Origin of the sequence: Aestuariivirga sp. (genome assembly GCF_965227715.1) — a bacterium.
Classification (GTDB): Bacteria; Pseudomonadota; Alphaproteobacteria; order Rhizobiales; family Aestuariivirgaceae; genus Aestuariivirga.
On record NZ_OZ245771.1, the window covers coordinates 2,567,644 to 2,588,694 of the forward strand.

23 protein-coding genes are annotated in these 21,051 nt (G+C 57.0%); 12 read left to right on the top strand and 11 right to left on the bottom strand.

Annotated elements, in window-relative coordinates; genetic code table 11:
* Nucleotides 1-9: 9 nt before the first annotated feature.
* Together ACO06F_RS12100 and ACO06F_RS12105 are read right to left on the bottom strand one after the other, a co-directional pair.
* On the bottom strand, nucleotides 10-1,107 hold the full coding sequence (locus ACO06F_RS12100) for a murein transglycosylase A (RefSeq protein WP_421693008.1): 1,098 nt from the start codon (nucleotides 1,105-1,107) through the stop codon (nucleotides 10-12).
* Nucleotides 1,108-1,124: 17 nt separating this feature from the next.
* Nucleotides 1,125-1,838 carry a Tim44/TimA family putative adaptor protein gene (locus tag ACO06F_RS12105; RefSeq protein ID WP_421693009.1) on the bottom strand — a complete coding sequence of 238 codons (714 nt, stop codon included), beginning with the start codon at nucleotides 1,836-1,838 and terminating at the stop codon, nucleotides 1,125-1,127.
* 122 nt (nucleotides 1,839-1,960) lie between these two features.
* On the opposite strand from ACO06F_RS12105, the gene ACO06F_RS12110 reads away from it, so the two are divergent.
* Together ACO06F_RS12110 and secB are read left to right on the top strand one after the other, a co-directional pair.
* Nucleotides 1,961-2,422 (top strand): FxsA family protein, encoded by a 462-nt coding sequence (locus ACO06F_RS12110; protein WP_421693010.1) that lies wholly within the window; start codon nucleotides 1,961-1,963, stop codon nucleotides 2,420-2,422.
* Between the two features lie 72 nt (nucleotides 2,423-2,494).
* Nucleotides 2,495-3,034 (top strand): protein-export chaperone SecB, encoded by a 540-nt coding sequence (secB, locus tag ACO06F_RS12115; RefSeq protein WP_421693011.1) that lies wholly within the window; start codon nucleotides 2,495-2,497, stop codon nucleotides 3,032-3,034.
* On the opposite strand, the gene dnaQ is transcribed toward secB, so the two are convergent.
* From dnaQ to ACO06F_RS12140, 5 genes are read right to left on the bottom strand one after another with little or no spacing between them, the layout of a single operon-like run.
* Nucleotides 3,031-3,723: a DNA polymerase III subunit epsilon gene (gene dnaQ / locus ACO06F_RS12120; protein WP_421696673.1), complete on the bottom strand. Its 693-nt coding sequence runs from the start codon at nucleotides 3,721-3,723 to the stop codon at nucleotides 3,031-3,033. The two genes, secB and dnaQ, sit on opposite strands and share 4 nt — an antisense overlap.
* Before the next feature lie 5 nt (nucleotides 3,724-3,728).
* Entirely contained in the window at nucleotides 3,729-4,328 is a 600-nt protein-coding gene (coaE, locus tag ACO06F_RS12125; RefSeq protein ID WP_421693012.1) for a dephospho-CoA kinase, read from the bottom strand.
* A complete protein-coding gene (locus ACO06F_RS12130) occupies nucleotides 4,325-5,194 on the bottom strand; it encodes a shikimate dehydrogenase (protein ID WP_421693013.1) in 870 nt (289 codons plus the stop codon). Before ACO06F_RS12130 ends, coaE begins: the two co-directional genes overlap by 4 nt.
* Nucleotides 5,161-5,745, bottom strand: coding sequence for a Maf family protein (locus ACO06F_RS12135; protein ID WP_421693014.1), 585 nt, complete (start codon nucleotides 5,743-5,745; stop codon nucleotides 5,161-5,163). The genes ACO06F_RS12130 and ACO06F_RS12135 overlap by 34 nt, the downstream gene beginning before the upstream one ends.
* 1 nt (nucleotide 5,746) lies before the next feature.
* Nucleotides 5,747-6,583, bottom strand: a complete 837-nt coding sequence (locus tag ACO06F_RS12140; protein WP_421696674.1) for a pyruvate, water dikinase regulatory protein — start codon at nucleotides 6,581-6,583, stop codon at nucleotides 5,747-5,749.
* Between the two features lie 322 nt (nucleotides 6,584-6,905).
* On the opposite strand from ACO06F_RS12140, the gene hemE reads away from it, so the two are divergent.
* The 8 genes from hemE (at nucleotide 6,906) to ACO06F_RS12180 (ending at nucleotide 15,446) form a co-directional block, all read left to right on the top strand.
* Nucleotides 6,906-7,952: a uroporphyrinogen decarboxylase gene (gene hemE, locus ACO06F_RS12145; RefSeq protein ID WP_421693015.1), complete on the top strand. Its 1,047-nt coding sequence runs from the start codon at nucleotides 6,906-6,908 to the stop codon at nucleotides 7,950-7,952.
* Nucleotides 7,945-8,382: a protoporphyrinogen oxidase HemJ gene (gene hemJ, locus ACO06F_RS12150; RefSeq protein ID WP_421693016.1), complete on the top strand. Its 438-nt coding sequence runs from the start codon at nucleotides 7,945-7,947 to the stop codon at nucleotides 8,380-8,382. The genes hemE and hemJ overlap by 8 nt, the downstream gene beginning before the upstream one ends.
* 144 nt (nucleotides 8,383-8,526) lie before the next feature.
* Nucleotides 8,527-9,792: a transcription termination factor Rho gene (gene rho, locus ACO06F_RS12155; protein ID WP_421696675.1), complete on the top strand. Its 1,266-nt coding sequence runs from the start codon at nucleotides 8,527-8,529 to the stop codon at nucleotides 9,790-9,792.
* Between the two features lie 30 nt (nucleotides 9,793-9,822).
* Nucleotides 9,823-11,157, top strand: coding sequence for a tRNA uridine-5-carboxymethylaminomethyl(34) synthesis GTPase MnmE (mnmE, locus tag ACO06F_RS12160; protein ID WP_421693017.1), 1,335 nt, complete (start codon nucleotides 9,823-9,825; stop codon nucleotides 11,155-11,157).
* A gap of 67 nt (nucleotides 11,158-11,224) precedes the next feature.
* On the top strand, nucleotides 11,225-13,087 hold the full coding sequence (gene mnmG / locus ACO06F_RS12165) for a tRNA uridine-5-carboxymethylaminomethyl(34) synthesis enzyme MnmG (RefSeq protein WP_421693018.1): 1,863 nt from the start codon (nucleotides 11,225-11,227) through the stop codon (nucleotides 13,085-13,087).
* Nucleotides 13,084-13,707, top strand: coding sequence for a 16S rRNA (guanine(527)-N(7))-methyltransferase RsmG (gene rsmG / locus ACO06F_RS12170; RefSeq protein ID WP_421693019.1), 624 nt, complete (start codon nucleotides 13,084-13,086; stop codon nucleotides 13,705-13,707). The genes mnmG and rsmG overlap by 4 nt, the downstream gene beginning before the upstream one ends.
* A complete protein-coding gene (locus ACO06F_RS12175; protein WP_421693020.1) occupies nucleotides 13,688-14,536 on the top strand; it encodes a ParA family protein in 849 nt (282 codons plus the stop codon). The genes rsmG and ACO06F_RS12175 overlap by 20 nt, the downstream gene beginning before the upstream one ends.
* A 46-nt stretch (nucleotides 14,537-14,582) precedes the next feature.
* The gene (locus ACO06F_RS12180; protein WP_421693021.1) at nucleotides 14,583-15,446 is read left to right on the top strand and encodes a ParB/RepB/Spo0J family partition protein; all 864 of its coding nucleotides are present in this window, start codon (nucleotides 14,583-14,585) and stop codon (nucleotides 15,444-15,446) included.
* Nucleotides 15,447-15,453: 7 nt separating this feature from the next.
* Here the strand turns inward: ACO06F_RS12180 and purH are convergent, their stop codons facing one another.
* The 3 genes from purH to htpX all read right to left on the bottom strand — a co-directional run bounded on the left by purH (nucleotide 15,454) and on the right by htpX (nucleotide 19,332).
* Complete coding sequence (gene purH / locus ACO06F_RS12185; protein WP_421693022.1) at nucleotides 15,454-17,034, bottom strand: bifunctional phosphoribosylaminoimidazolecarboxamide formyltransferase/IMP cyclohydrolase; 1,581 nt, start codon at nucleotides 17,032-17,034, stop codon at nucleotides 15,454-15,456.
* A 64-nt stretch (nucleotides 17,035-17,098) separates the two neighbouring features.
* Complete coding sequence (locus ACO06F_RS12190; protein ID WP_421693023.1) at nucleotides 17,099-18,454, bottom strand: RsmB/NOP family class I SAM-dependent RNA methyltransferase; 1,356 nt, start codon at nucleotides 18,452-18,454, stop codon at nucleotides 17,099-17,101.
* A complete protein-coding gene (gene htpX / locus ACO06F_RS12195) occupies nucleotides 18,412-19,332 on the bottom strand; it encodes a zinc metalloprotease HtpX (protein ID WP_421693024.1) in 921 nt (306 codons plus the stop codon). Before htpX ends, ACO06F_RS12190 begins: the two co-directional genes overlap by 43 nt.
* Nucleotides 19,333-19,389: 57 nt before the next feature.
* On the opposite strand from htpX, the gene ACO06F_RS12200 reads away from it, so the two are divergent.
* Nucleotides 19,390-19,575, top strand: coding sequence for a DUF1674 domain-containing protein (locus ACO06F_RS12200; RefSeq protein WP_421696676.1), 186 nt, complete (start codon nucleotides 19,390-19,392; stop codon nucleotides 19,573-19,575).
* Here ACO06F_RS12200 and gluQRS read toward each other — a convergent pair.
* Nucleotides 19,564-20,361 carry a tRNA glutamyl-Q(34) synthetase GluQRS gene (gene gluQRS / locus ACO06F_RS12205; RefSeq protein ID WP_421693025.1) on the bottom strand — a complete coding sequence of 266 codons (798 nt, stop codon included), beginning with the start codon at nucleotides 20,359-20,361 and terminating at the stop codon, nucleotides 19,564-19,566. The two genes, ACO06F_RS12200 and gluQRS, sit on opposite strands and share 12 nt — an antisense overlap.
* A 44-nt stretch (nucleotides 20,362-20,405) precedes the next feature.
* Here gluQRS and ACO06F_RS12210 point away from each other — a divergent pair, with 44 nt between their 5' ends.
* On the top strand, nucleotides 20,406-21,035 hold the full coding sequence (locus ACO06F_RS12210) for a DNA-3-methyladenine glycosylase family protein (protein WP_421693026.1): 630 nt from the start codon (nucleotides 20,406-20,408) through the stop codon (nucleotides 21,033-21,035).
* The last annotated feature ends 16 nt before the right edge of the window (nucleotides 21,036-21,051 follow it).

The following is a 21,051-nucleotide window of genomic DNA, read 5'->3' on the forward strand; positions in this document are numbered from 1 at the left end:
GCTTCCGGCTCACGTTTCCAACCCCAGCTCGGCGGCAACGGCATGAGGCAGCAGCACAGTCATGCGGCCCTCGCTCTTCATGGGTCCCGCCACGCGCGCAGCTTCTTCTCCGAACCCCCAATAGACGTCACCCCGCGCCAAGCCTTTGATGGCGCTCCCCGTATCCTGCACAATGAGGAGCTGGCGAAATTCCGCCGGCCGCCGTTCATCGCCAGTAGGAACCTGCGTGTCCAACCACACCGGCGTTCCGAACATCCAAAGGAAACGGTCGGCAGCGAGGCTCCGCTGGGGGGTCAGCTGTACATGCTGGGCGCCCAGTGCGCCAAGATGCGGATCCTCAAGCTTGACATCACGGAAGAACACGAAGGACTGGTTCTCCCACATAAGGGTGCGGGCATCGATGGGATGCGCCGTCATCCATTTGCGGATCGTCTGCATCGATACTTCATCGGGTCCAAGCACGCCCCGGTCCACCAGCAATCCGCCAATTCCGGTGTATGGCAGTCCCGATTTGGCAGCGAAGGAGAGGCGCATTGAACTCCCATCGGAGAAGCGCACGCGGCCCGACCCCTGAATCTGGATGAAGAATGCGTCCGCCCAATCCTTGAGCCAAACGATCTCAAGGTCTTGTCCGGTGAGTGCACCGCCTTCGATCTCCCGGCGCGTTAGGTAAGGTTGGGCCGCACCTCTGATACGGCGGCCGACCGTGAGACCTGTTTGCCGCTGTTCCTCGCCAGTGAACGCAACGAGATCGTCTGGACGGCGATAGATCGGAACGTGAAAACCGGGGCCGCCACTGCGGCTTCCTTCAACTTCAGGCTCGAAATAACCAGTGAAAAGTCCATCAGGGCGTTCGCCGTCCTTAACCTGCCATGCGCTGAACCGGGATTCGAAGAATTCCTGAGCATGTTGCGTTTCAAAGGCTGCAACACAAACCTCCCGCCAAGAGGAGGGGCTCCCACCGAACTTCACCGCGCGCGAAAAGCCGGTGCCCTGTTCAAGCATCTCCTGGCATGACCGGCGAAAAGCTAAAAATGCAGCGGTGGGGTCATGCTGCGCCCAGCCCGGGATGTCCGTGAACGCCACGCGAGAGAGATTGGCGTTCATGGACCATTCGCCTCGGGTTAGGCCGGGGCCTGAGTGGCCACGAGTTTCCAGTTGGGGTTGCGGGAGGTGACGTCCCTCTCGAAAGTCCAGACGTCATCTACATCCTTGATTTGCTTGGGATCTCCGTCGACAAGCTGGCCAGCCTTGTCATAGGTAGCGGTGATGAGCTCACTGGCGAAGGCCATTGTGACGTTGGCCCTGCTGCCGCTCAAACTTGCCTGCTGAATTGTGGCGTTGTTGATGCCGACAAAACGAGATTCGACTCTTTGACCGAGAGATGTGCGGCTGTCGATGGCTCGCGCAAAACCGTCAAAAACATCTTTGGAGAGAAGGTTCTTCAGAGCGGCCTTGTCGCCCTTGGCGAATGCATCAAGGATCGACTCATAAGCGAGCTTTGCCCCCTCGACGAATGCGCGAGGGGAAAAAGTCGGGTCAGCTTCCACAATTTTCTCGAGAGATGTTGCAAGGCCGGAACCTGCCTCGGCGAAACCTGCCCAAACGGGAGGAGGTGGTTCCTGGTCCAGTATTGCGGACGCAGGCTGCGTTCCGTTCTGCGGAAAGCGGACAACAGTTCCAGGACCATCTTGCGCCGGCGTTTCGTTCCGTTTCGTTTCGAAGGGTTCGAAGGGCGGCTTTTCGGTGCCGGTTCTGGTGCCGAGCACAGATTTCAGCCGCCAGAACACCACGAGGGCGACGGCCAGTAAGAGTATGTTCAGCGGATCAAAACTCATTCCATCAACCAGATTTCCGGGTTTCGAAGGCTGCGCTTAGCAGGAAAGTGGCGCAGCCCACACGGTCCCCTATATATAGAACGGACCTCCGAGGTCCAAGGCCAAAGGACTCACCTCCTCATATGTTACGTTTGCTTCCACTTTTACTGCTGACGGGTTTTGCCCTGGAAATCGCCACCATTGTCTGGGTAGGCGGAGCCTTGGGCCTTCTGCCAACGCTGCTTCTGTTGTTGGGCGGCGGGTTCATTGGCGTCAGCCTGATCAAAGCCGCAGGCACGAGTGTCTTGGGAGCCTTACGGTCTCCCGTTCAGACGGCCACACCCATGCAGGGTGTGGGTGAGGTTGCCGTAAGCCGGGTTCTTTCCGGTCTCTTGTTCCTGATACCTGGCTTTCTCAGTGATATCTTTGGTATTCTCGTGCTTCTGCCACCGGTGAGGCGTTGGCTTCGGTCGAAAATCCGGGTCAAAACCTTTTCATCGGCCACTGCCCCGGAACGCCGGTACGACCGCGTGATAGACGCCGAGGCAATCGAGATTACTGCAGATATTGGACCGGCGGAGCACGAGGGGACCTCTAAACCCTGAATCCCGAAGTCTGTCCCGTCTTGCGGCACCGAGTAGCACATGTTAGCCAAGGCCGATTCTTGAAAGAGGCCCATGATGTCCAAGCCACCTAAGTCCGATACCGCTCCCGAGACCCACGAGAACGGGTCCACACAGCCTGAAAGCATACAGAGCAGCGGCACCGGCCAGGCAACACAGGGCCAGCCATCCGTTCGGGTTCTGGGCCAATACCTGAAGGATCTGAGCTTCGAAAATCCCAACGCGCCGCAGTCGCTCGGCCATCAGGATGGCCAGCCTGACATCGCTATCTCGGTAAATGTAAACGCCAGGCCGCTGGCTGACACTGATTTCGAGGTGGAACTTCACCTTGATGCTAAAGCCACATCAGGCGACAAGGTAACCTTCGCTGCTGAGATCGTTTACGCTGGTACCTTCCGGCTGGAGAACTTCCCACAGCAGATGCTCCACCCGGCTGTGCTCATCGAATGCCCGCGGATGCTATTCCCCTTTGCCCGCCAGATCCTCGCAGAGGCGACGCGCAACGGCGGCTTCCCGCCTCTCATGCTGGATCCAATTGATTTCGCGTCAATGTATCAGCGCCGTCTGCAACAACAGACGATGGGCCAGGCCTAGTTCAGGCCGGGTTTCCAGAGGGCGTACTCACCGAGGCTGGTAACGAAAGCGGCATGCGCAATCCGTTCTTCCTCCGTTAGCCTTGGCGGCAGGGGCCGCGGGCGATGGATGTTGATCTGGGTCGCGATCACCGTTGTTGCTCTCTTGGTGACGGCCGCCTCCAGGATCAGAGCCGTCTGACGTCCGCCAAGGAGTTCAAGATAGACCTCGGCCAATAGCTCCGAGTCGAGCAGTGCCCCATGTTTGGTGCGCTTGCTGTTGTCCACACCATAGCGGCGGCACAGTGCGTCAAGGCTGTTCGCCGCACCGGGGTGTTTCTGCCGCGCGATGTGCAGTGTGTCGACAACGCGTTCCGGAGGAATGGACGGCAAGCGCAGGAAACCCAGTTCCGCATTGAGGAATGCGACATCAAAGCTGGCGTTGTGGATGACGAGGGTTGCATCCCCGATGAAATCCAGAAACGGCTGTGCGATGGCGGCGAAAACGGGTTTGTCCCTTAAGAAGGCCGAGGAAAGCCCGTGCACTGCTTCGGCCTCCCGCGGCATGTCACGCTCGGGATTTATGTAGACATGGAAGGTCCGGCCAGTAGGCAGGTGATCGAGGAGTTCCACCGCGCCGATCTCGACGACACGATCTCCCGTTGATGGGTCGAGCCCGGTTGTTTCCGTATCGAGAATGATTTCACGCAACATGCTCAACCCTTGGCCTTCTCCGTCAAACAGGCAATCACACGATCCACCTCGTGCGCCGTCGATTCGATGCTCTCCGACGTGTCTATCACATAATCAGCCCGGGCCCGCTTTTGATCATCCGGCAATTGGCGCGACAGGATGAAGGCGAGTTTTTCCGCTGTCATGCCAGGTCTTGCGAGCGCGCGCTGGCGCTGCAACTCTGCACCGGTGGAGACGACAATGACAACATCAACATCTCTTTCCCGGCCAGTTTCAAACAAGAGAGGAATATCCAGTACTGCCAGGGCTGCACCACGAGCTTTCGCATCTGCCAAAAACGACAGTTGTTTCCGCTTTACCAGGGGATGTACGATGCCTTCGATGTGCTTGAGGAGGGCTGGGTCACTTTGAACCAATCCTGCCAAGGCTTGCCGATTGACGCATTCGTCAAAAATCGCGGTAGGCGCTATCGCTCGAATAGCCTCCACTGCTTCGCCGCCTCTGCCATAAATCTGGTGGACAGCCGCATCACTGTCAAAGACAGGAACACCACGCCCTGCGAAGATCTTCGCTGTCTCAGATTTGCCCATGGCAATCGATCCCGTGAGACCAGCAACAATCATCGGGCGTAAGCCGGATCAATGTCGCGCGCAACGAGATCATAAAGGTCCGGATTTACGCGGGGTATCTCACCGAACCAGAGTGAAAACCCTCGAACCGCCTGATGCAGGAGCATTCCCAGCCCTTCGACAACCCCATGTCCACGTTGAGCGGCATCCATGAGAAGCTTGGTCCGGAGCGGTGTGTAAACGATGTCTGTTACCACCGCATCGATCGGGAGGCGTGAGAGATCAATGACAAGATCTGCCTGTCCCTTCATCCCCAGAGAGGTCGTATTAACGAGAAGACTGCACTCAGAGAGGTGATCAGCCGCAGTGTCCCAGTCGACGGGCATAACGCGGGAACCAAATTGATCACGCAGCAGCTGAGCCTTCGCCCGGGTGCGATTTGCGATTGCGACCTCAGACACACCCTGTTCCAGCAGAACATTCACGATGGCGATAGAGGCACCTCCCGCTCCGAGCACCACAGCACGGGAATTCTTGAGGGAAAGCCCGGGCTGGGAGTCCATGAGGCTATTGATGAATCCTTCGCCGTCCGTATTGGTTCCAAAGACCCTGCCATCTCGTAAGTAAATGGTGTTCACGGCACCCAACCTCTCGGTCGAGGCATCGGCCGGGAGGATCAGACGAAAGGCATCTTCCTTGTGTGGAAGAGTGACATTACATCCCGCATACCCAGCGTCAGAAAGACCACGAATAAAGCCTGCCAGGGCCGAAGGTTCAACTGGCTGGCGCGTATAGCTGCCGTCGATTCCAAGCTGCTTCAACCAATAGCCGTGGATGAGAGGGGAGCGAGAGTGGCTGATGGGCCAGCCGATGACGCAAGACTTGATCAACACTCGATCTCTCCCGCCTGGCGAAGCCATTCCAGCAAGGCCAGAAGCGGAAGCCCGAGAATGGTGAAGTGATCGCCTTTGATCTCGCGAAAAAATTGTGCACCACGGGCTTCGATCTTGTATCCACCCACTGAGGTGGTGCAATCGTCGCCCACCGCATCGAGATAGGAGGTGAGGAAGCTTTCACTGAATTCTCGCATTGTCAGCGATGCTTCGTCATGGTGCGTCCACTGGCTCGCTCCATTTCGCGCAACGGCGACCCCGGAAATCAGCGTGTGCGTCTTTCCCCGCAGTTCCGCGAGTTGTTGCCGGCAGTGCGCAAGATCGCGCGGCTTGGAATAGATTCTTGTGCCGAAGGCGAGGACCTGGTCCGCTCCAATTACGGTGGCGTCAGGGTAGTGCTTAGAGACGTCACGTGCTTTGGCGTCCGCAAGCTTCAAAGCAACTTCCCTCGGCAGCCACTCGGGATGACCTGCCACGAGCGCTGACTCATCGATCTGTGGCGCCTCGATTGAAAAGTCGAGGCCGACATTCCGCAGCATGGCTATCCTGGTTTTGCTCGTTGAAGCAAGAATCAGCATTTCATTTGTCCAACCGTTTGCTTTCGGACAGCATGTTCAGAATGGACGCCGCAGTTTCCTCAACGGAACGGCGCGTGACATCGATCATTGGCCAATCGTTATTGGAGCAGAGCGTTTTCATGTTCATGAGTTCATCGGTGATTTGCCGCGGATCTACGTAATCGGTCGACCGGCTCTCCTTCAACGAAAGAAGCCGATGGCGCCTAATTTGCGCAATCCGTTCGGCACTGGCGATAAGTCCAACGACCACTGGCACTTTGACGGTCATCAATTTCTGTGGCACCGGAACGCCCGGCACGATCGGGATATTAGCCACGCGAATGCCGCGCTGCGCAAGATAGATCGATGTCGGCGTTTTCGACGTCCGGCTTACGCCCAGTATGATGACATCAGATTTTTCGATGTCGTCGATGCTTTGTCCGTCATCATGCGCCATTGTGAAGTTCAGGGCATCGATGCGTCGGAAGTAATCGGAGTTGAGTGCATGCTGTCCGCCCACTTGCGGGCGTGACGTCGCATTGAGGTACTGGGATAGGATCGTGATGATTGGATCCAGAATCGACAGGCAGGGGACGCCCATGGCCTCGCATTGGCGCTCCAGATGATGGCGAATATCCGGATTGATCAAGGTGAAGAGCACGATTCCCGGCTGTTCCTCGATTTCGCGCAATGCACGGTTCAGCTGTGAAGGTGTTCTAACCAGCGCGTAGATATGGGCAATGGGCCGGAAGTCCGAATATTGAGCGGCGGCAGCCTTTGCGACAGTGTTTAGCGTCTCCCCTGTCGCGTCCGACACGAGGTGAAGATGGAAAAATCGCTGTGAACCAGGCTGTATCATGCTGTGGATGAATTGTGGACCACCGGGATAACTCAAAGGCTGCGGTGCTAACCCGCGGTTTGTCCTGCCCGCCATCCACAGTTTGACTGGTTCGGGAGGAACCGGATCAGAGCTGTGGACAACGCGCCGGCCTGGACTTGTAGTTAGGGGCGCCCCATCGCTCTTCTAGTTCATTAACGATCTGTTAACACGTCTTAATTTTTCGTTAACGTTCGACACGAGCGTTTGCACCCGTATAGTTGTGCTTGACCTGTGGACGATCATTGGATTGGGTTGTATCCCGCTTAACCAGCCCCAAACAAAAGCTACAAGAAGAGATAGAATGATAGATAAGGGAAGGGATGCCGAGGCACCCCGCAGTGCATTGCTCGACGTACTTGGCCGGAAACGTGCGCAGCGCCGCCCCGTCTGGTTCATGAGACAGGCAGGTCGGTATCTTCCCGAGTACAGGGCTGTGAGGGAGAAGGCCGGTTCCTTTCTGGATCTTTGCTATAATCCTGACTTGGCAGCGGAGGTAACCCTGCAGCCTTTGCGCCGATATGATCTCGACGCTGCCATTCTTTTTGCGGATATTCTGGTTGTTCCCCATGCGATGGGTCTGTCTTTGCACTTTGCTGAAGGCGAAGGACCCATTCTGACGACTGTCCGGAGCATGGCTGAGGTTGAGGCGTTGAAGCCGGTTGCGGGCACACATGAGGTGATCCAAGTTTGCCGGACGGTTCGTCTGACCCGGGATGCGCTTTCCTCCCATCTAGCGCTGATCGGTTTTTGCGGGGCCCCCTGGACTGTGGCCAGCTATATGGTGGCCGGCGGTAGCTCTGACCGCGTAATGGCAAAGATCGCCGCGTATCAGCGGCAACCCTGGTTTTGCGCGCTCATCGACAGGCTGGTGAATGAGTCGATCGACTATCTCGCAGCTCAGGCCGATGCGGGTGCTCAGGCCGTCCAAATCTTCGATTCTTGGGCTGGAGACCTCACCGGTACTGAGCTTGAAGATTTTGTTTTGAGACCGATTACGCAGATTGTAGCCGGGCTGAAGAAGCGGCATCCAGAACTGCCGGTGATTGTATTTGCCCGCGGCATTGGCAGCGCGCAGAGAAGGGCTGCAGCCATTCCTGGCGCCAACGCTATTGGCCTTGAGACCGAGTTCGATCTCTCCGAGCTTCCTGACGGCATTGTCGCTCAGGGAAATCTTGATCCTGTGGCCTTGCTTGCGGGTGGCGAGGTTGTCGAGGCGGAGGTCAGGAGGATTTGCGGCAGCATCGATCCACAGCGGCATATATTCAATCTTGGCCACGGCATTCGGCAGGGAACAGATCCTGCCGTTGTTGGTGCAGCGGTTGATGCGATACGGCGCTGCGATGGGTGATTCCTATCTCTGGCTGAAGGCAGTACATATTCTAGCAGTCATTTCCTGGATGGCGGGCCTGTTTTATCTACCTCGGCTTTTTGTATATCATTCTGAAAACGCTGGGAAAACGGAAGTCACCAGGGTCTTTTTGGTGATGGAGAGACGTTTGTTGCGCGCGATTATGAGACCTGCGGCAATCGTGACTTTGGCGACTGGATTGGTGCTAATTCATATGGGTGGGTGGGGCCACCCGATGCCGGTTTGGCTGATGCTGAAGCTGCTCTTCGTGATTGGCATGCTGGTGTTCCACGGCCTTCTTGAAATGCATAGTGTGCGCTTTCGGGAGGACCGGGAAACTCGAACTAGCCGTTATTTCCGGGTCATCAACGAGATCCCTACGGTTTTGCTGCTCGGGATCGTCATTTTCGTTGTGCTGAAGCCATTTTGAGTTTCTTGTTGGCGGACCGGCTCCAACCCGCTATATTGGTATTGCTTCGCATCGCTTCGGCTTGATGCGTTTTCCCGCCTCAACGTTCCCGCCATCGGGCCGGAACTCCCCATTGTGAAAAGATTAATGACCGATATTGCTGAGCTGAAAGAGATCAAGCTTCAGGATCTCAAGTTGAAGACACCGGCTGAGCTCGTGTCCTTGGCAGAAGAACTGGAAGTTGAAAACGCCAGTGCTCTGCGCAAGCAGGAGTTGCTGTTTGCGATACTGAAGAATCTGGCCGGCCGAGATGTGGACATCATTGGCGAAGGCGTGGTTGAAGTCCTGCAGGATGGATTTGGCTTCTTGCGTTCGCCGGATGCCAACTATTTGGCCGGCCCTGATGATATCTATATCAGCCCGAGCCAGATCCGGAAATTCACGCTGCGCACCGGCGACACCGTTGAAGGTCAGATCCGCAGCCCGAAGGAGGGTGAGCGCTATTTCGCCCTCGTGAAGGTCAATCTGATCAATTTCGAGGACCCTGAAAAGACCCGCCATAAGGTTCATTTTGACAATCTAACCCCGCTCTATCCTGACGAGCGACTCGAAATGGAGACCGGTGATCCGACGAAGAAGGATTATTCTTCCCGCGTCATTGATATCGTCTCCCCTCTCGGAAAGGGTCAGCGCGGGTTGATTGTGGCGCCGCCTCGGACGGGCAAGACCGTCCTTCTGCAGAACATTGCCCATGCGATCACAGCCAATCATCCGGAGTGCTATCTCATCGTGCTGCTCATTGACGAGCGGCCGGAAGAGGTGACTGACATGCAACGTTCGGTGAAAGGCGAGGTCATCAGTTCTACCTTTGATGAGCCGGCCTCTCGACATGTTCAGGTTGCGGAGATGGTGATCGAGAAAGCCAAGCGATTGGTTGAGCATGGGCGTGACGTCGTCATCCTGTTAGATTCGATCACTCGTCTTGGCCGCGCCTATAACACGGTCGTGCCGTCTTCCGGCAAGGTGTTGACTGGTGGTGTGGACGCGAACGCACTTCAGCGGCCCAAACGCTTCTTCGGTGCCGCCCGTAACATTGAAGAGGGCGGATCCCTCACCATCATCGCAACGGCCCTCATCGACACAGGCAGCCGCATGGACGAGGTGATTTTCGAGGAATTCAAGGGCACGGGCAACTCCGAGATTATTCTGGACCGTAAGGTGGCCGATAAGCGCGTGTTCCCGGCGATTGACATCCTGCGCTCCGGCACCCGTAAGGAAGAGCTTCTTGTAAAGCCTGAGCTTCTGAAGAAAACCTATGTTCTCCGCAGGATCCTCAATCCCATGGGCACCGTGGACGCGATTGAATTCCTGCTCGACAAGCTTCGCCAGACGAAGGGGAACAGCGATTTCTTCGATTCCATGAACGCCTAGAAGTATTTCTGACTTCGATTCGAGGTCGAAATGACCAATAGCGATACGATTTTCGCCTTGTCCTCGGGGCTAGGGCGGGCAGCGATAGCCATCCTACGAATCTCGGGTGGATCTGCAGGAGCAGTTCTCGAAAGTTTGGTCGGAGCGTTGCCTTCTGCTCGCGAGTTTGCTCTGCGGACGCTCCGGAACAGCCAGACAGGCGAAGTGTTGGACCGGTCGGTGGTGGTGTGGCTACCCGCCCCGCTCTCCTTCACTGGTGAAGATTGCGCTGAGCTTCATCTGCACGGAAGCCCGAGTGTTGTGGCCGCCGTGATGGCTTACCTCAATCACCAGCCAGGGGTGCGACCTGCGGAGCCGGGGGAGTTCACAAGGCGTGCCTTTGTAAAGGGAAAGCTGGATCTCATTGAAGTAGAAGGTCTGGCGGATCTTCTCGATGCAAGGACAGCAAGCCAGCGCGAACAAGCAATGCGTCAGATGACAGGCGAAGCGAGTTCCACTTTCGAAAGCTGGCGTGGGCAACTTCTTTCAATACGTGCTGACATTGAAGCCGCTGTGGATTTTGCTGACGAGGCTGACATTGCAGTCACCGCCATACAGGGAGTTGACGGGCAGATCGAAGCCCTCCTGCAGAGCATAACGGCTGCTCTCGCGCGTTCGAAAACAGCTGAGGTTGTTCGGGACGGCGTGCGCGTTGTGTTATCTGGGCATCCAAATACCGGTAAATCCAGTCTTCTCAATCATTTGGCCCGACGCGAAGTCGCAATTGTTTCTGACGTTCCAGGCACGACCCGTGACTCAATTGAGGTTTCGCTGGATCTCAACGGCATACCCATCATTCTGACAGATACAGCAGGGTTAAGGTTTGCAGCGTCGGACGCTGTAGAAGCGGAAGGAATGCGACGGTCCAGACATCATATGGCACAAGCCGATGTGCTGGTCTGGGTGTGGTCAGATGATGTTTTTGGCAGTGAAAACCCGGATCCTGTTCGGTGTCCCGATATTGTGGTTCGTAACAAATGCGATCTTCGTCGACCCCTCGTGAATCACGCCGAAAATATTGCTTACCATTCCATTTCTGCCCGAACTGGACAAGGTATTGAGGGGTTTGTTGACGCGCTGCAGGCCATGCTTGGCAATCGTTTCGGTGACGTTGACTCAGCTCTCATTGTTTCAGCGAGGCAACAAGCAGTGGTGATTGAATCGATTCGGCTGCTGAACGATTGTCTTGCTGTGAGCAGTGCGGGGCTTGAGCTCAAAGCGGAAATTTTGAGATTAGCCGCAGAGGAAATTGGCAGACTGACGGGCCGAGTGGACGTGGAAGAGTGGCTAGGCGTTATTTTCAGCCGCTTCTGCATCGGAAAGTAGCTGCTGTTTCACGTGAAACAGTGTGGGGTTTTGACGGCACGGCCGACTTGCATTAGAGACAGGCCACATGAGCAGTTTTGATGTTATTGTCATCGGTGGTGGACACGCCGGCACTGAAGCGGCTGCGGCTGCGGCGCGGTCTGGTGCACGGACAGCCTTGCTGACGCATCGGATGGGCACAATCGGGGAGATGTCATGCAATCCCGCCATCGGGGGGCTTGGCAAGGGACACTTGGTTCGGGAAATTGACGCTCTCGATGGTCTGATGGGCCGGATTGCTGATCGAGCAGGTATTCAGTTCCGCTTATTGAATCGCTCAAGGGGGCCGGCCGTTCGCGGGCCGCGCGCGCAAGCCGATCGAAAACTATATCGTCAGGCAATGCAGGAAGCCATTTCTGAGCAGGACAATCTTACCGTCATTGCAGCAACTGTCACCGGATTACTCATCGAGCATGGCACAGTGGTTGGCGTCACCTGTCAGGATGGCCAGGCGTTTCGTTGTGGAGCCATTGTTCTGACAACCGGCACGTTCTTGAATGGTCTGATCCATATTGGCGAGCGTCAGATCCCTGCGGGGAGACACGGCGAACCGCCTAGCAAAGGCCTGTCAGAGCAACTGCTCGCCGCTGGGCTCACGCTCGCCCGGCTCAAGACGGGTACACCTGCGCGGCTTGATGGAAAGACAATTTCCTGGAGCGAGCTGGAGGAGCAGAAGGGGGACGATGTGCCAGTGCCCTTCTCCTTCCTAACCCGCAGGATTGACACTCCGCAGCTCTCCTGCTTCATCTCCTCGACGACCCCTGAGGGTCATCAGTTAATTTTGGAAAATTTGCACCGCTCCCCACTCTATTCGGGGCAGATCGAAGGCGTGGGTCCACGCTATTGTCCATCGATTGAGGACAAGGTTCAGCGGTTCAGAGACAAGGAAAGTCATCAGGTTTTCCTGGAGCCTGAGGGTCTCGACGACGACACGGTCTATCCCAATGGGATTTCAACCTCACTGCCGGAGGATGTTCAAGAAGCCTTTATTCGCACAATGCCTGGGCTTGGGAAAGTCAGGATTAAGCGTTGGGGCTATGCCATCGAATATGACTATGTCGACCCTCGAGAACTTCTGTCGTCTCTTGAGGTCAAGAAATTGCCTAACCTGTTTCTTGCGGGGCAAATCAATGGCACAACGGGCTATGAAGAAGCCGCAGCACAAGGACTGATGGCTGGTGCGAACGCAGCCCGAAAGGCGAGTGGGGGAGAGCCGCTCATTTTCGACCGCGCCAGCGCATATATTGGCGTAATGATTGATGATTTGGTTACAAAGGGCGTAACCGAACCATACAGAATGTTCACGTCGCGTGCCGAATATCGCCTATCGCTTCGGGCTGACAATGCTGACCTTAGGCTCACGCCGTTGGGGATTAAAGCCGGTTTAGTATGCCAGGAACGTGGCGCGTTGTTTCTTCAGCGCGAGCAGGCAATCAGCTCTGCCTTGGCGCATGCGAAGTTTCTCTCCCTGACTTCAAGTGAGGCTGTTCGTATTGATTTTAAGATAAATCAGGACGGCGTGCGGCGTACCGCTCTCGATCTCTTGAGTGTGCCCGATATCGGGTGGCCAGGTGTAACGAAGATCTGGCCGGAGCTATCTGCATTAACTGCCGACGTTGTCGAAGCTCTGGAGGCGGAAGCCCTCTATTCTGGCTATATCGAACGGCAGCAGGCGGATATTGCTGCGCTCCGGAAAGAAGATAAACTGGTACTACCGGGCTCGCTTGACTACGCTTCCATGCCGAGCCTGTCATCCGAGTTGCGGCAAAAGCTGGTGAGGGTTAGACCAGCCACGCTGGGACAGGCTTCCCGCATCGAGGGCATGACGCCGGCAGCACTGGCCGTTATTCTTAGCCACGTCAGACGAAGAGGCCGGCAGTCCGCCGCATGACAGAACCCGCAGACAGCATCCTGGCGGAATACAGTGTTTCACGTGAGTCACGGGTAAAGATCAAAACCTACGTCGCGCTCCTGCTGAATTGGCAGCGGCGGATCAATTTGATCGGGCCAACCACCGTGGCTTCAATCTGGGACCGCCATATTCTCGATTCATTACAACTCCTCCCACTGCTTCCTCCCGGCACCCGACACATTGCGGAACTCGGTTCTGGAGCTGGAATTCCGGGGCTTGTCATCGCCATGGCCGCAAATCTCGAAGCTCATCTTTATGAGAGCAATGCCAAGAAGGCTGCCTTTCTACGGGAGGCCGCGCGGCAAACGGAGACGCGAGCATCGGTACACACGGTTCGCCTCGAAACTCTGAGAGATAACCCGGCAGTGCCGATCGTTCAGTGTGTCGTCGCACGCGCCCTCGCGCCGCTCCCTCTGCTCCTTGAATATGCGGAGCCTTTCTTGTCTCACGGGGCAATCGGCCTCTTTCATAAAGGGCAAGATGTTGATGTTGAATTGACCGCAGCCACAAAATGCTGGAACATGAAGTTCAAGAAGCATGTAAGCCAGTGCGATTCGCGCGGCGTTATTCTCGAATTCCATGAGGCCATCCGTGTCTGAGCATTCCCCTGGCAGCTCATCCGCTCCGGCAGGCCCCCGTGTTTTGGCTGTTGCAAACCAGAAGGGTGGCGTTGGCAAGACAACGACGGCCATCAACCTGGGCACGGCGCTCGCCGCCGTGGGAGAACGTGTCCTGATCGTTGATCTCGACCCCCAAGGTAATGCCAGCACTGGACTGGGCGTTCAACGCAGGGCAGGGCAGAAATCGACATACCATGTTCTGATGGGCGAAGCGTCAATGCGCAATGTCATCGTGGATACTGGCATTCCCCGGCTTCACTGTGCGCCCTCGACTATGGATTTGCTGGGCGCCGAATTGGAGCTCGCAAACATCGACCGCAAGACATATCGGTTGGCTGATGCAATTGCGGCTCTTGCGAAGGCGGATGACCCAAACAGGTCATACAGCTATATGCTGGTTGATTGTCCACCGTCGCTCAATCTGTTGACCATCAATGCTCTATCCGCTGCCGATGCGATTCTCGTACCGTTGCAGTGTGAGTTTTTCGCTCTTGAGGGCCTGAGTCAGCTCATAAAGACAGTCGAACGCGTCAAAAGCAACCTGAACCCCCGGCTGACGATACAAGGCGTCGTTCTGACAATGTTCGATCGCCGGAACAATCTCTCCGAACAGGTGGCTGAGGATGTTCGGAGCGTGCTGGGAGACAAAGTCTACCAGACTGTCATTCCCCGGAATGTTCGCATTTCGGAAGCTCCCTCCCACGGCAAACCCGTACTCCTCTATGACAATGCATGTGTCGGCTCACAGGCCTATATCAGGCTCGCCTCAGAAATCATCCGGCGGGAACGTGAACTGCGGGCGGCCTGAGCCGATTCGAGCCCGAAACGAGTGATTTGATAGAGCAGGTCGACATATGGAAATGGCAGGCAACCCCAAGAAACGGCTCGGCCGCGGCCTCGCAGCACTGATCGGCGAGGGATCCAGCGAGGACACTGCCGTGCAGGACTTGCGCGCTCTTCGCCACATGCCAATCGATCTGCTCAGGGCCAGCCCAAACAATCCCCGGAAGAGCTTTGCCGAACCAGAACTCGAGGATCTTGCAAGATCGATTCGGGAGAAGGGCCTGTTGCAGCCCATCGTCGTTCGGCCAATCGCCAATGGCGATTACGAAATTGTTGCCGGTGAACGGCGTTGGAGAGCGGCACAGAAGGCAGGTGTACATGACGTGCCTGTGCTCATACGGGAGCTATCTGACGGCGAGGCACTCGAGATAGCCCTGATCGAGAATATTCAACGATCCGACCTCAATCCTCTCGAAGAAGCGCGGGCATATAGTCTTCTGCTCGAGCAGTTCAAATACACCCAGCAACAGCTCGGCGATTCAATTGGAAAGAGCAGAAGCCATGTTGCCAATACGCTGCGGCTGATGAACCTCCCTGAAATCGTCCGTGCGGAAATCGAGCAGGGGCGCCTAACTGCCGGCCATGCGCGTGCGCTGGTCGCAACCGATTCGCCTGCGGAACTAGCGGACAAGATTATCAAGCTTGGCCTTTCTGTGCGCGAGGCAGAGAATCTGGCGCGCGGAGCCACATCACCGCGTACAACAAAGCCAAAGCCCGAGAAGGATCCCGATACGAGGGCCCTTGAGAAACTCGTGTCGGACTCGCTGGGCTTAAAGGTTGAGATTACTCATAAGGGTGATGGGAGTGGCAACATTTTGATCAGCTACAAGACCCTGGACCAGCTTGAAGACGCTTGCCGACGGCTTCAGAAATAGACTTCATTCAGTGCCGGAAATGTCGAGCGCCGGTAAAGACCATGGCGAGCCCCGCTTCGTCAGCCGCGCGGATTACGTCATCGTCTCTAAGCGAGCCGCCAGGCTGGATGACCGCGGTGGCACCGGCCTCGGCTGCTTCCAACAGCCCATCGGCAAATGGGAAGAAGGCGTCTGACGCCACGACTGATCCGCGGATCGTCGGCTGAGCGTTTCCCGCTTCACGTGAAACATCTGCATTCTTGCGAGCTGCAATCCTCGCGGAATCGACCCGTGACATCTGACCAGCCCCGATTCCTACGGTCGTGCCATGCTTTGCATAGACAATGGCATTCGACTTCACATGCTTGGCCACCCGGAAAGCAAACCGCAGATCCGCGATCTCAGCAACTGTAGGCACACGCTTAGAGACGACCTTGAGGTCCATTGAATCGACTGATGCGCAGTCCTTTGTTTGAACAAGAAGACCTCCGCCTACCGATTTCACCGCGAATCCACCACCGGATACCGGGTGCCCATCCAGCAGGAGCAAGCGTAGGTTTTTTTTCCTTGAAATGATCTCGAGCGCTTCATCATCGGCTGACGGAGCAACGATCACCTCGGTGAAAAGGCCGATGATTTCCCTAGCCGTCACAGCATCGAGGGGCCGGTTGAGCGCTATAATTCCGCCAAATGCACTTGCCGGGTCGCAACTCAGCGCCTTTTGATAGGCATCTGTCAGATCGGCCCCAATTGCGACCCCGCAGGGATTAGCATGCTTCACGATCACGCAGGCGGGCTCACCGCCCCTTTCAAACTCCGCGAGGCACTCAAGAGCTGCGTCAGTGTCGTTGATGTTATTGTAGGACAATTCCTTGCCTTGAAACTGGCGCGCAGCCGCGATGCCAAAACGTTTGCCGGGTACCGCGTAGAATGCCGCCTGCTGATGAGGATTTTCTCCATATCGCAGACTCTGAATCTTGTTGCCGCCCGTCGCAAACCAATTGGCCATGGGCTCCTCCGAGTGAGATGCGAACCACTGGCTGATTGCCGCATCATAGCTAGCGGTTCGGGCAAAGGCCTTTGCCGCAAGAGACTGACGGGTTCTTAACGAGGTGACCAGTGAGGCCACCTCCAGCTCCCGTGCGACCAACTCATAGTCGGCTGGGTCAACAATGACGGTCACCGAATCATGATTTTTGGCAGCAGCGCGGATCATCGCCGGCCCTCCGACGTCAATTTTTTCGATCGTGTCGTTCCAGGATGCATCCTGCGCAACCGCGGCCTCAAAAGGATAGAGATTGACGACGAGCAATCCGATTGGGGTGATGCCGTGAGAAGCCATCGCCGCCATGTGCGCCGCATCTGTCCGCACGCCCAACAGGCCACCGTGGATCGAAGGATGAAGGGTCTTCACCCGGCCGTCCATGATTTCGGGAAAACCTGTCACGGAGGATACTTCGGTTACCGGAAGGCCGGCATCTGACAGCGATTTGGCGGTGCCGCCGGTCGAAATCAGTTCAATTCCGAGCGAAACGAGCCGTGTGGCGAAGGGTAAGAGCCCGTTCTTATCGGAAACGGAAAGCAGCGCGCGGCGGACGGGTTCGGTCATCGATGCCTCTCGATGGTGGTGGTTTCTGCGGCGGGAATAGCACTTTCATGGCCAAGAACAACACTCACACTTGCCGGCGCAAACCCGCTGCGAAGAAGCCGTCCATCCCCTGAGCACTCCCAAACCGCATAGACGGAAGAGTCCGGATCCAACCCTCTGCCGTCAAGGACTCCTCCGGACCAACGGAACCCGCAGCCGGCACGATCTCGAAACGTTCGTCGCGTCTCAGGAAGCTTCTAATCTGACTCTCGCCCTCTTCAGGCTCAAGTGAACAACTGCAGTAGACCAGCATTCCACCGGGCTTCACGAGTTCCGCCGCCCGGCGCAGCATGCGCCGCTGCTGGCCAGCGAGCTCTAAAACCTGGCTTTCGTCTTTTAGGTAGGGAAGCTCGGGGTGACGGCGGATCGTGCCCGTTGCCGAACAGGGTGCGTCAAGCAGCACGCCATCCCAGCCGCAATCCTCAAGGCCGGGATCAAACATATCCAGCGTGCGGATTTCGGCAGCAAGGCCGGTACGGGCCAAGTTCTGTGTGAGCCTGCGAAGACGCTGCTCCGAAATGTCTACAGCAGTTACCTCAGCGCCCAGACTCGCCAACTGCAGCGTCTTGCCGCCAGGCGCAGCGCAGAGATCCAATATTCTCTTTCCATTGAGATCACCGAACAGCCGTGCCGGGATGCTCGAGGCAACGTCCTGAACCCACCAGGCTCCCTCGGCAAATCCGGCAAGTTCCGGCACAGGTACATGCGCCACCGGCAACCGCAGTTGGCCATTCGGAAGGCAAACACCCTCAAGCAGCTCTAACCACGACGCCGAATCGTCCTTGAAACTCAAGTCCAATCCCGGCCGATCTGCATTCGCAAGGGCGATGCTGCGCGTGGTGTCCTCACCATAGGCCCTCGTCCACCTGTTCCACAGCCAATCGGGGGTATTCAGCCGGACCGCATCCAGAGACATGCGGAACTCAGGCCCCATGAGTGCCGCCTTGCGCAGAACCGCATTCACCAGACCTGAGAAATGAAGCGCATTGCGGTCAGCCTTGGCTGAACGCACCGCAAGATCGATGACGGCATGAGGTGGCATGTCAAGGAAGAGCAGCTGCGTCACCCCAAGAACCAAAATATCCCGCGCCGACCCGGACTTTCGGGGCAAAGGCTTATCGAGCAGCTTGGCGAGAATGGCCTCGACCTCCCCGCGGTGCCGGAAGCTCGTGAGCAATAAGGTCGAGAGAAGTGCACGGTCACGAGGAGGCAATGAAGATGCCTTGTCACTTCCACTGACGGCATCTTCGACGGGCAGCCGCCTCTCGAGGCACATGCGCAACAATGTGGTTGCCAGCAGCCGCACCTCCAACCCATGTGCCTCAGGGGCGGAGGGCTTCAACCCCAGGGCCCTGCCGCATGAGACGATCTGCTGCTCCACGGTCCGTCATCAGTCTTTGACCGTAAGTTCGATCCCATCTGCTCCGCCATTCTCTGCAATTCGGCAATCCTGTTACCGGGGTCTGGATGGGTCGAGAACAGGCCATCCATACGCGCTCCTGACAATGGGTTGATGATGAACATGTGCGCTGTTGCAGGATTCGCTTCCGCAGTCGGATTTTCAATCCGGTGTGCTGCTCCAGAGATCTTCGCGAGGGCAGAGGCGAGCGCCAGGGGCTGGCCGGAAATTTCGGCTCCCCCGCGATCGGCACCATACTCGCGCGTCCGGCTGATCGCCATTTGAACCAGCATTGCAGCAAGCGGCGCCACCAAAATCGTGAGAAGCATGGCGACGCCACCCAGCGGATTGTTCCGGTCCCTTCCGCCACCGAAGAACATGCCGAAATTGGCGAGCATCGATATTGCGCCGGCTATCGTCGCAGTCATCGTCATGACCAGCGTGTCACGATGCTTCACATGGGCAAGTTCGTGGGCCATGACGCCGGCAATCTCGTCCCGGCTCAGGATCTGAAGCAGGCCGGTCGTGGCGGCGACGGCGGCATTCTGGGGGTTACGGCCAGTCGCAAAAGCGTTGGGTTGGGGATTGTCCATGATGTAGACCTTCGGCATCGGCAGGCCAGCGCGCTGTGACAGGTCTTCAATCAAGCCGTAGAATTCAGGCGCGGTCTGCCGGTCGACCTGGCGGGCGCCATGCATGCGAAGCACCATCTTATCGGCATTCCAGTAAGCGAACAGATTCATGCCGGCAGCCATAAGAAAGGCAATGAACATTCCCTGCTCGCGGCCAATAAGATAGCCTGCCGCCAGAAAAAGACCCATCAGCGCCGCCATCAGCAATCCCGTGCGCATGGTATTCATGCCGAAAACTCCTCCTTGCCAAGTGCTCTGGCGGTTATCCATATGAGGGCAATGATGATGGACGACAAGAGCATGAGCCAAAAGCCAAACTCTCCCGAAGCGCAGCGCGCCCTTACGGAAGCTGAAGAACGCCGCAAGACACTGTCAGCAATGAAACGCCCAAAGGAGCTGAACGGCCCGTCAGGGCCGGAGCCGACACGCTTTGGCGACTGGGAAACCAAGGGTATCGCTTCAGACTTCTGATCCTGAAAATCCGAGCCTCTCGCGTATATCGCCGGCAGTTGTTCCCTTCTGGCGGAGCTCCCGGAGGGACGTGCTGGCAAGGCTCTTGGAGAGCTTGTTTCCCGCCGCGTCGCGGATCAGTTCGTGGTGGTGGTAATGAGGTGTTGGCAGGCCCAGCAGCCGCTGGAGTAATTTGTGCAGCGCTGTGGATGGTTCAATATCCATGCCCCGCACCACATGGGTGATGCCTTGCAGGGCATCATCGGTGACGACGGCAATGTGATAGCTCGAGCCGACGTGACGTTTGGCGATCATCGTATCGCCCCAAATAGCGGCCGCATCATCACCAGCCCGCTCCATGTCAATACGCCAGCCGTGAGTATCGCCTCGCAATATGCGCCCGTTGACCTCTGCCGGAGAGAGCAGTCTGCACGTGCCGCCGTAGTGCGGTTGCCCGTCCGGATCCTGGATCGGCAAGGCTTTCCCCAGTGCTTCCTTGCGTGAACAGAAGCATGGATAAACTGCACCCATGTTCCAGAGCCTGTGGAGATTGCTTTGGTACTCTGGGAAGTGTTCGCTCTGGATGCGCACCGGTTGCTCCCACTGCAGTCCAAGCCAGGTCAGATCTTCGAAGATCGCCGTGACTAACTCCTGGCGAGAGCGGGTCTCGTCAGTATCCTCGATGCGAACGAGAAACCGGCCGGCCACTTCTGCTGCCATGCGGGCATTGAGCAGTGCGGAAAAAGCATGGCCAAGATGCAGATGGCCATTCGGACTGGGCGCAAAACGGAAGATGGGCCGGCTCATGACCTGCTCTTGCGGGTAAATCAAACAAAGGTCAAACAGGGGAAATGAAGCGGCTCGATACACTGGATGACCTCGCATTGGCCGCGGATCGGCTCACCTGTGCCGAGCCTCGATTTGCGTCGGTCATCGAGAGGAACGGACTGCCTCCGCTGCGTCACGCGGAGCCTGACCTCAAGTGCCTTCTGCGCATCGTTACCGATCAGCTCATTTCGCTTAAGGCAGGAGAGGCAATCTGGAACAGACTTTGCAATCAGCTAGGTGATTTCTCGCCGGAAGCAGTTTTGGCGCGCTCCGATGCGGACCTGAGGGCGCTCGGCCTCTCGGGAGCCAAAGCGAGAACGTTTCATTTCGCAGCGCGAGCCTTCGCTGCCGGACAATTTAGTTCGGCCGGACAGCAGGCAGAGGAAGACGTTTTTCGTCTATTGACGGCGCTACCGGGCGTAGGGCCGTGGACCGCCAGCATCTTTCTCCTGATTGGGCTGAGAGCTGCCGATGCCTGGCCCGCGGCGGATCTGGCGCTGCAAGTCGCAGCACAGGATCTCTTGTCGCTTGCCGAACGGCCCTCGACGGACCAACTGGTGCGCATCGGAGACGCCTGGCGGCCAGACCGGTCGACAGCAGCGCTGATCTTGTGGCAGCACTACCGGAACCTGCGCCGCATGCCACGGGAGTGATGAGGGGGCTTCACAT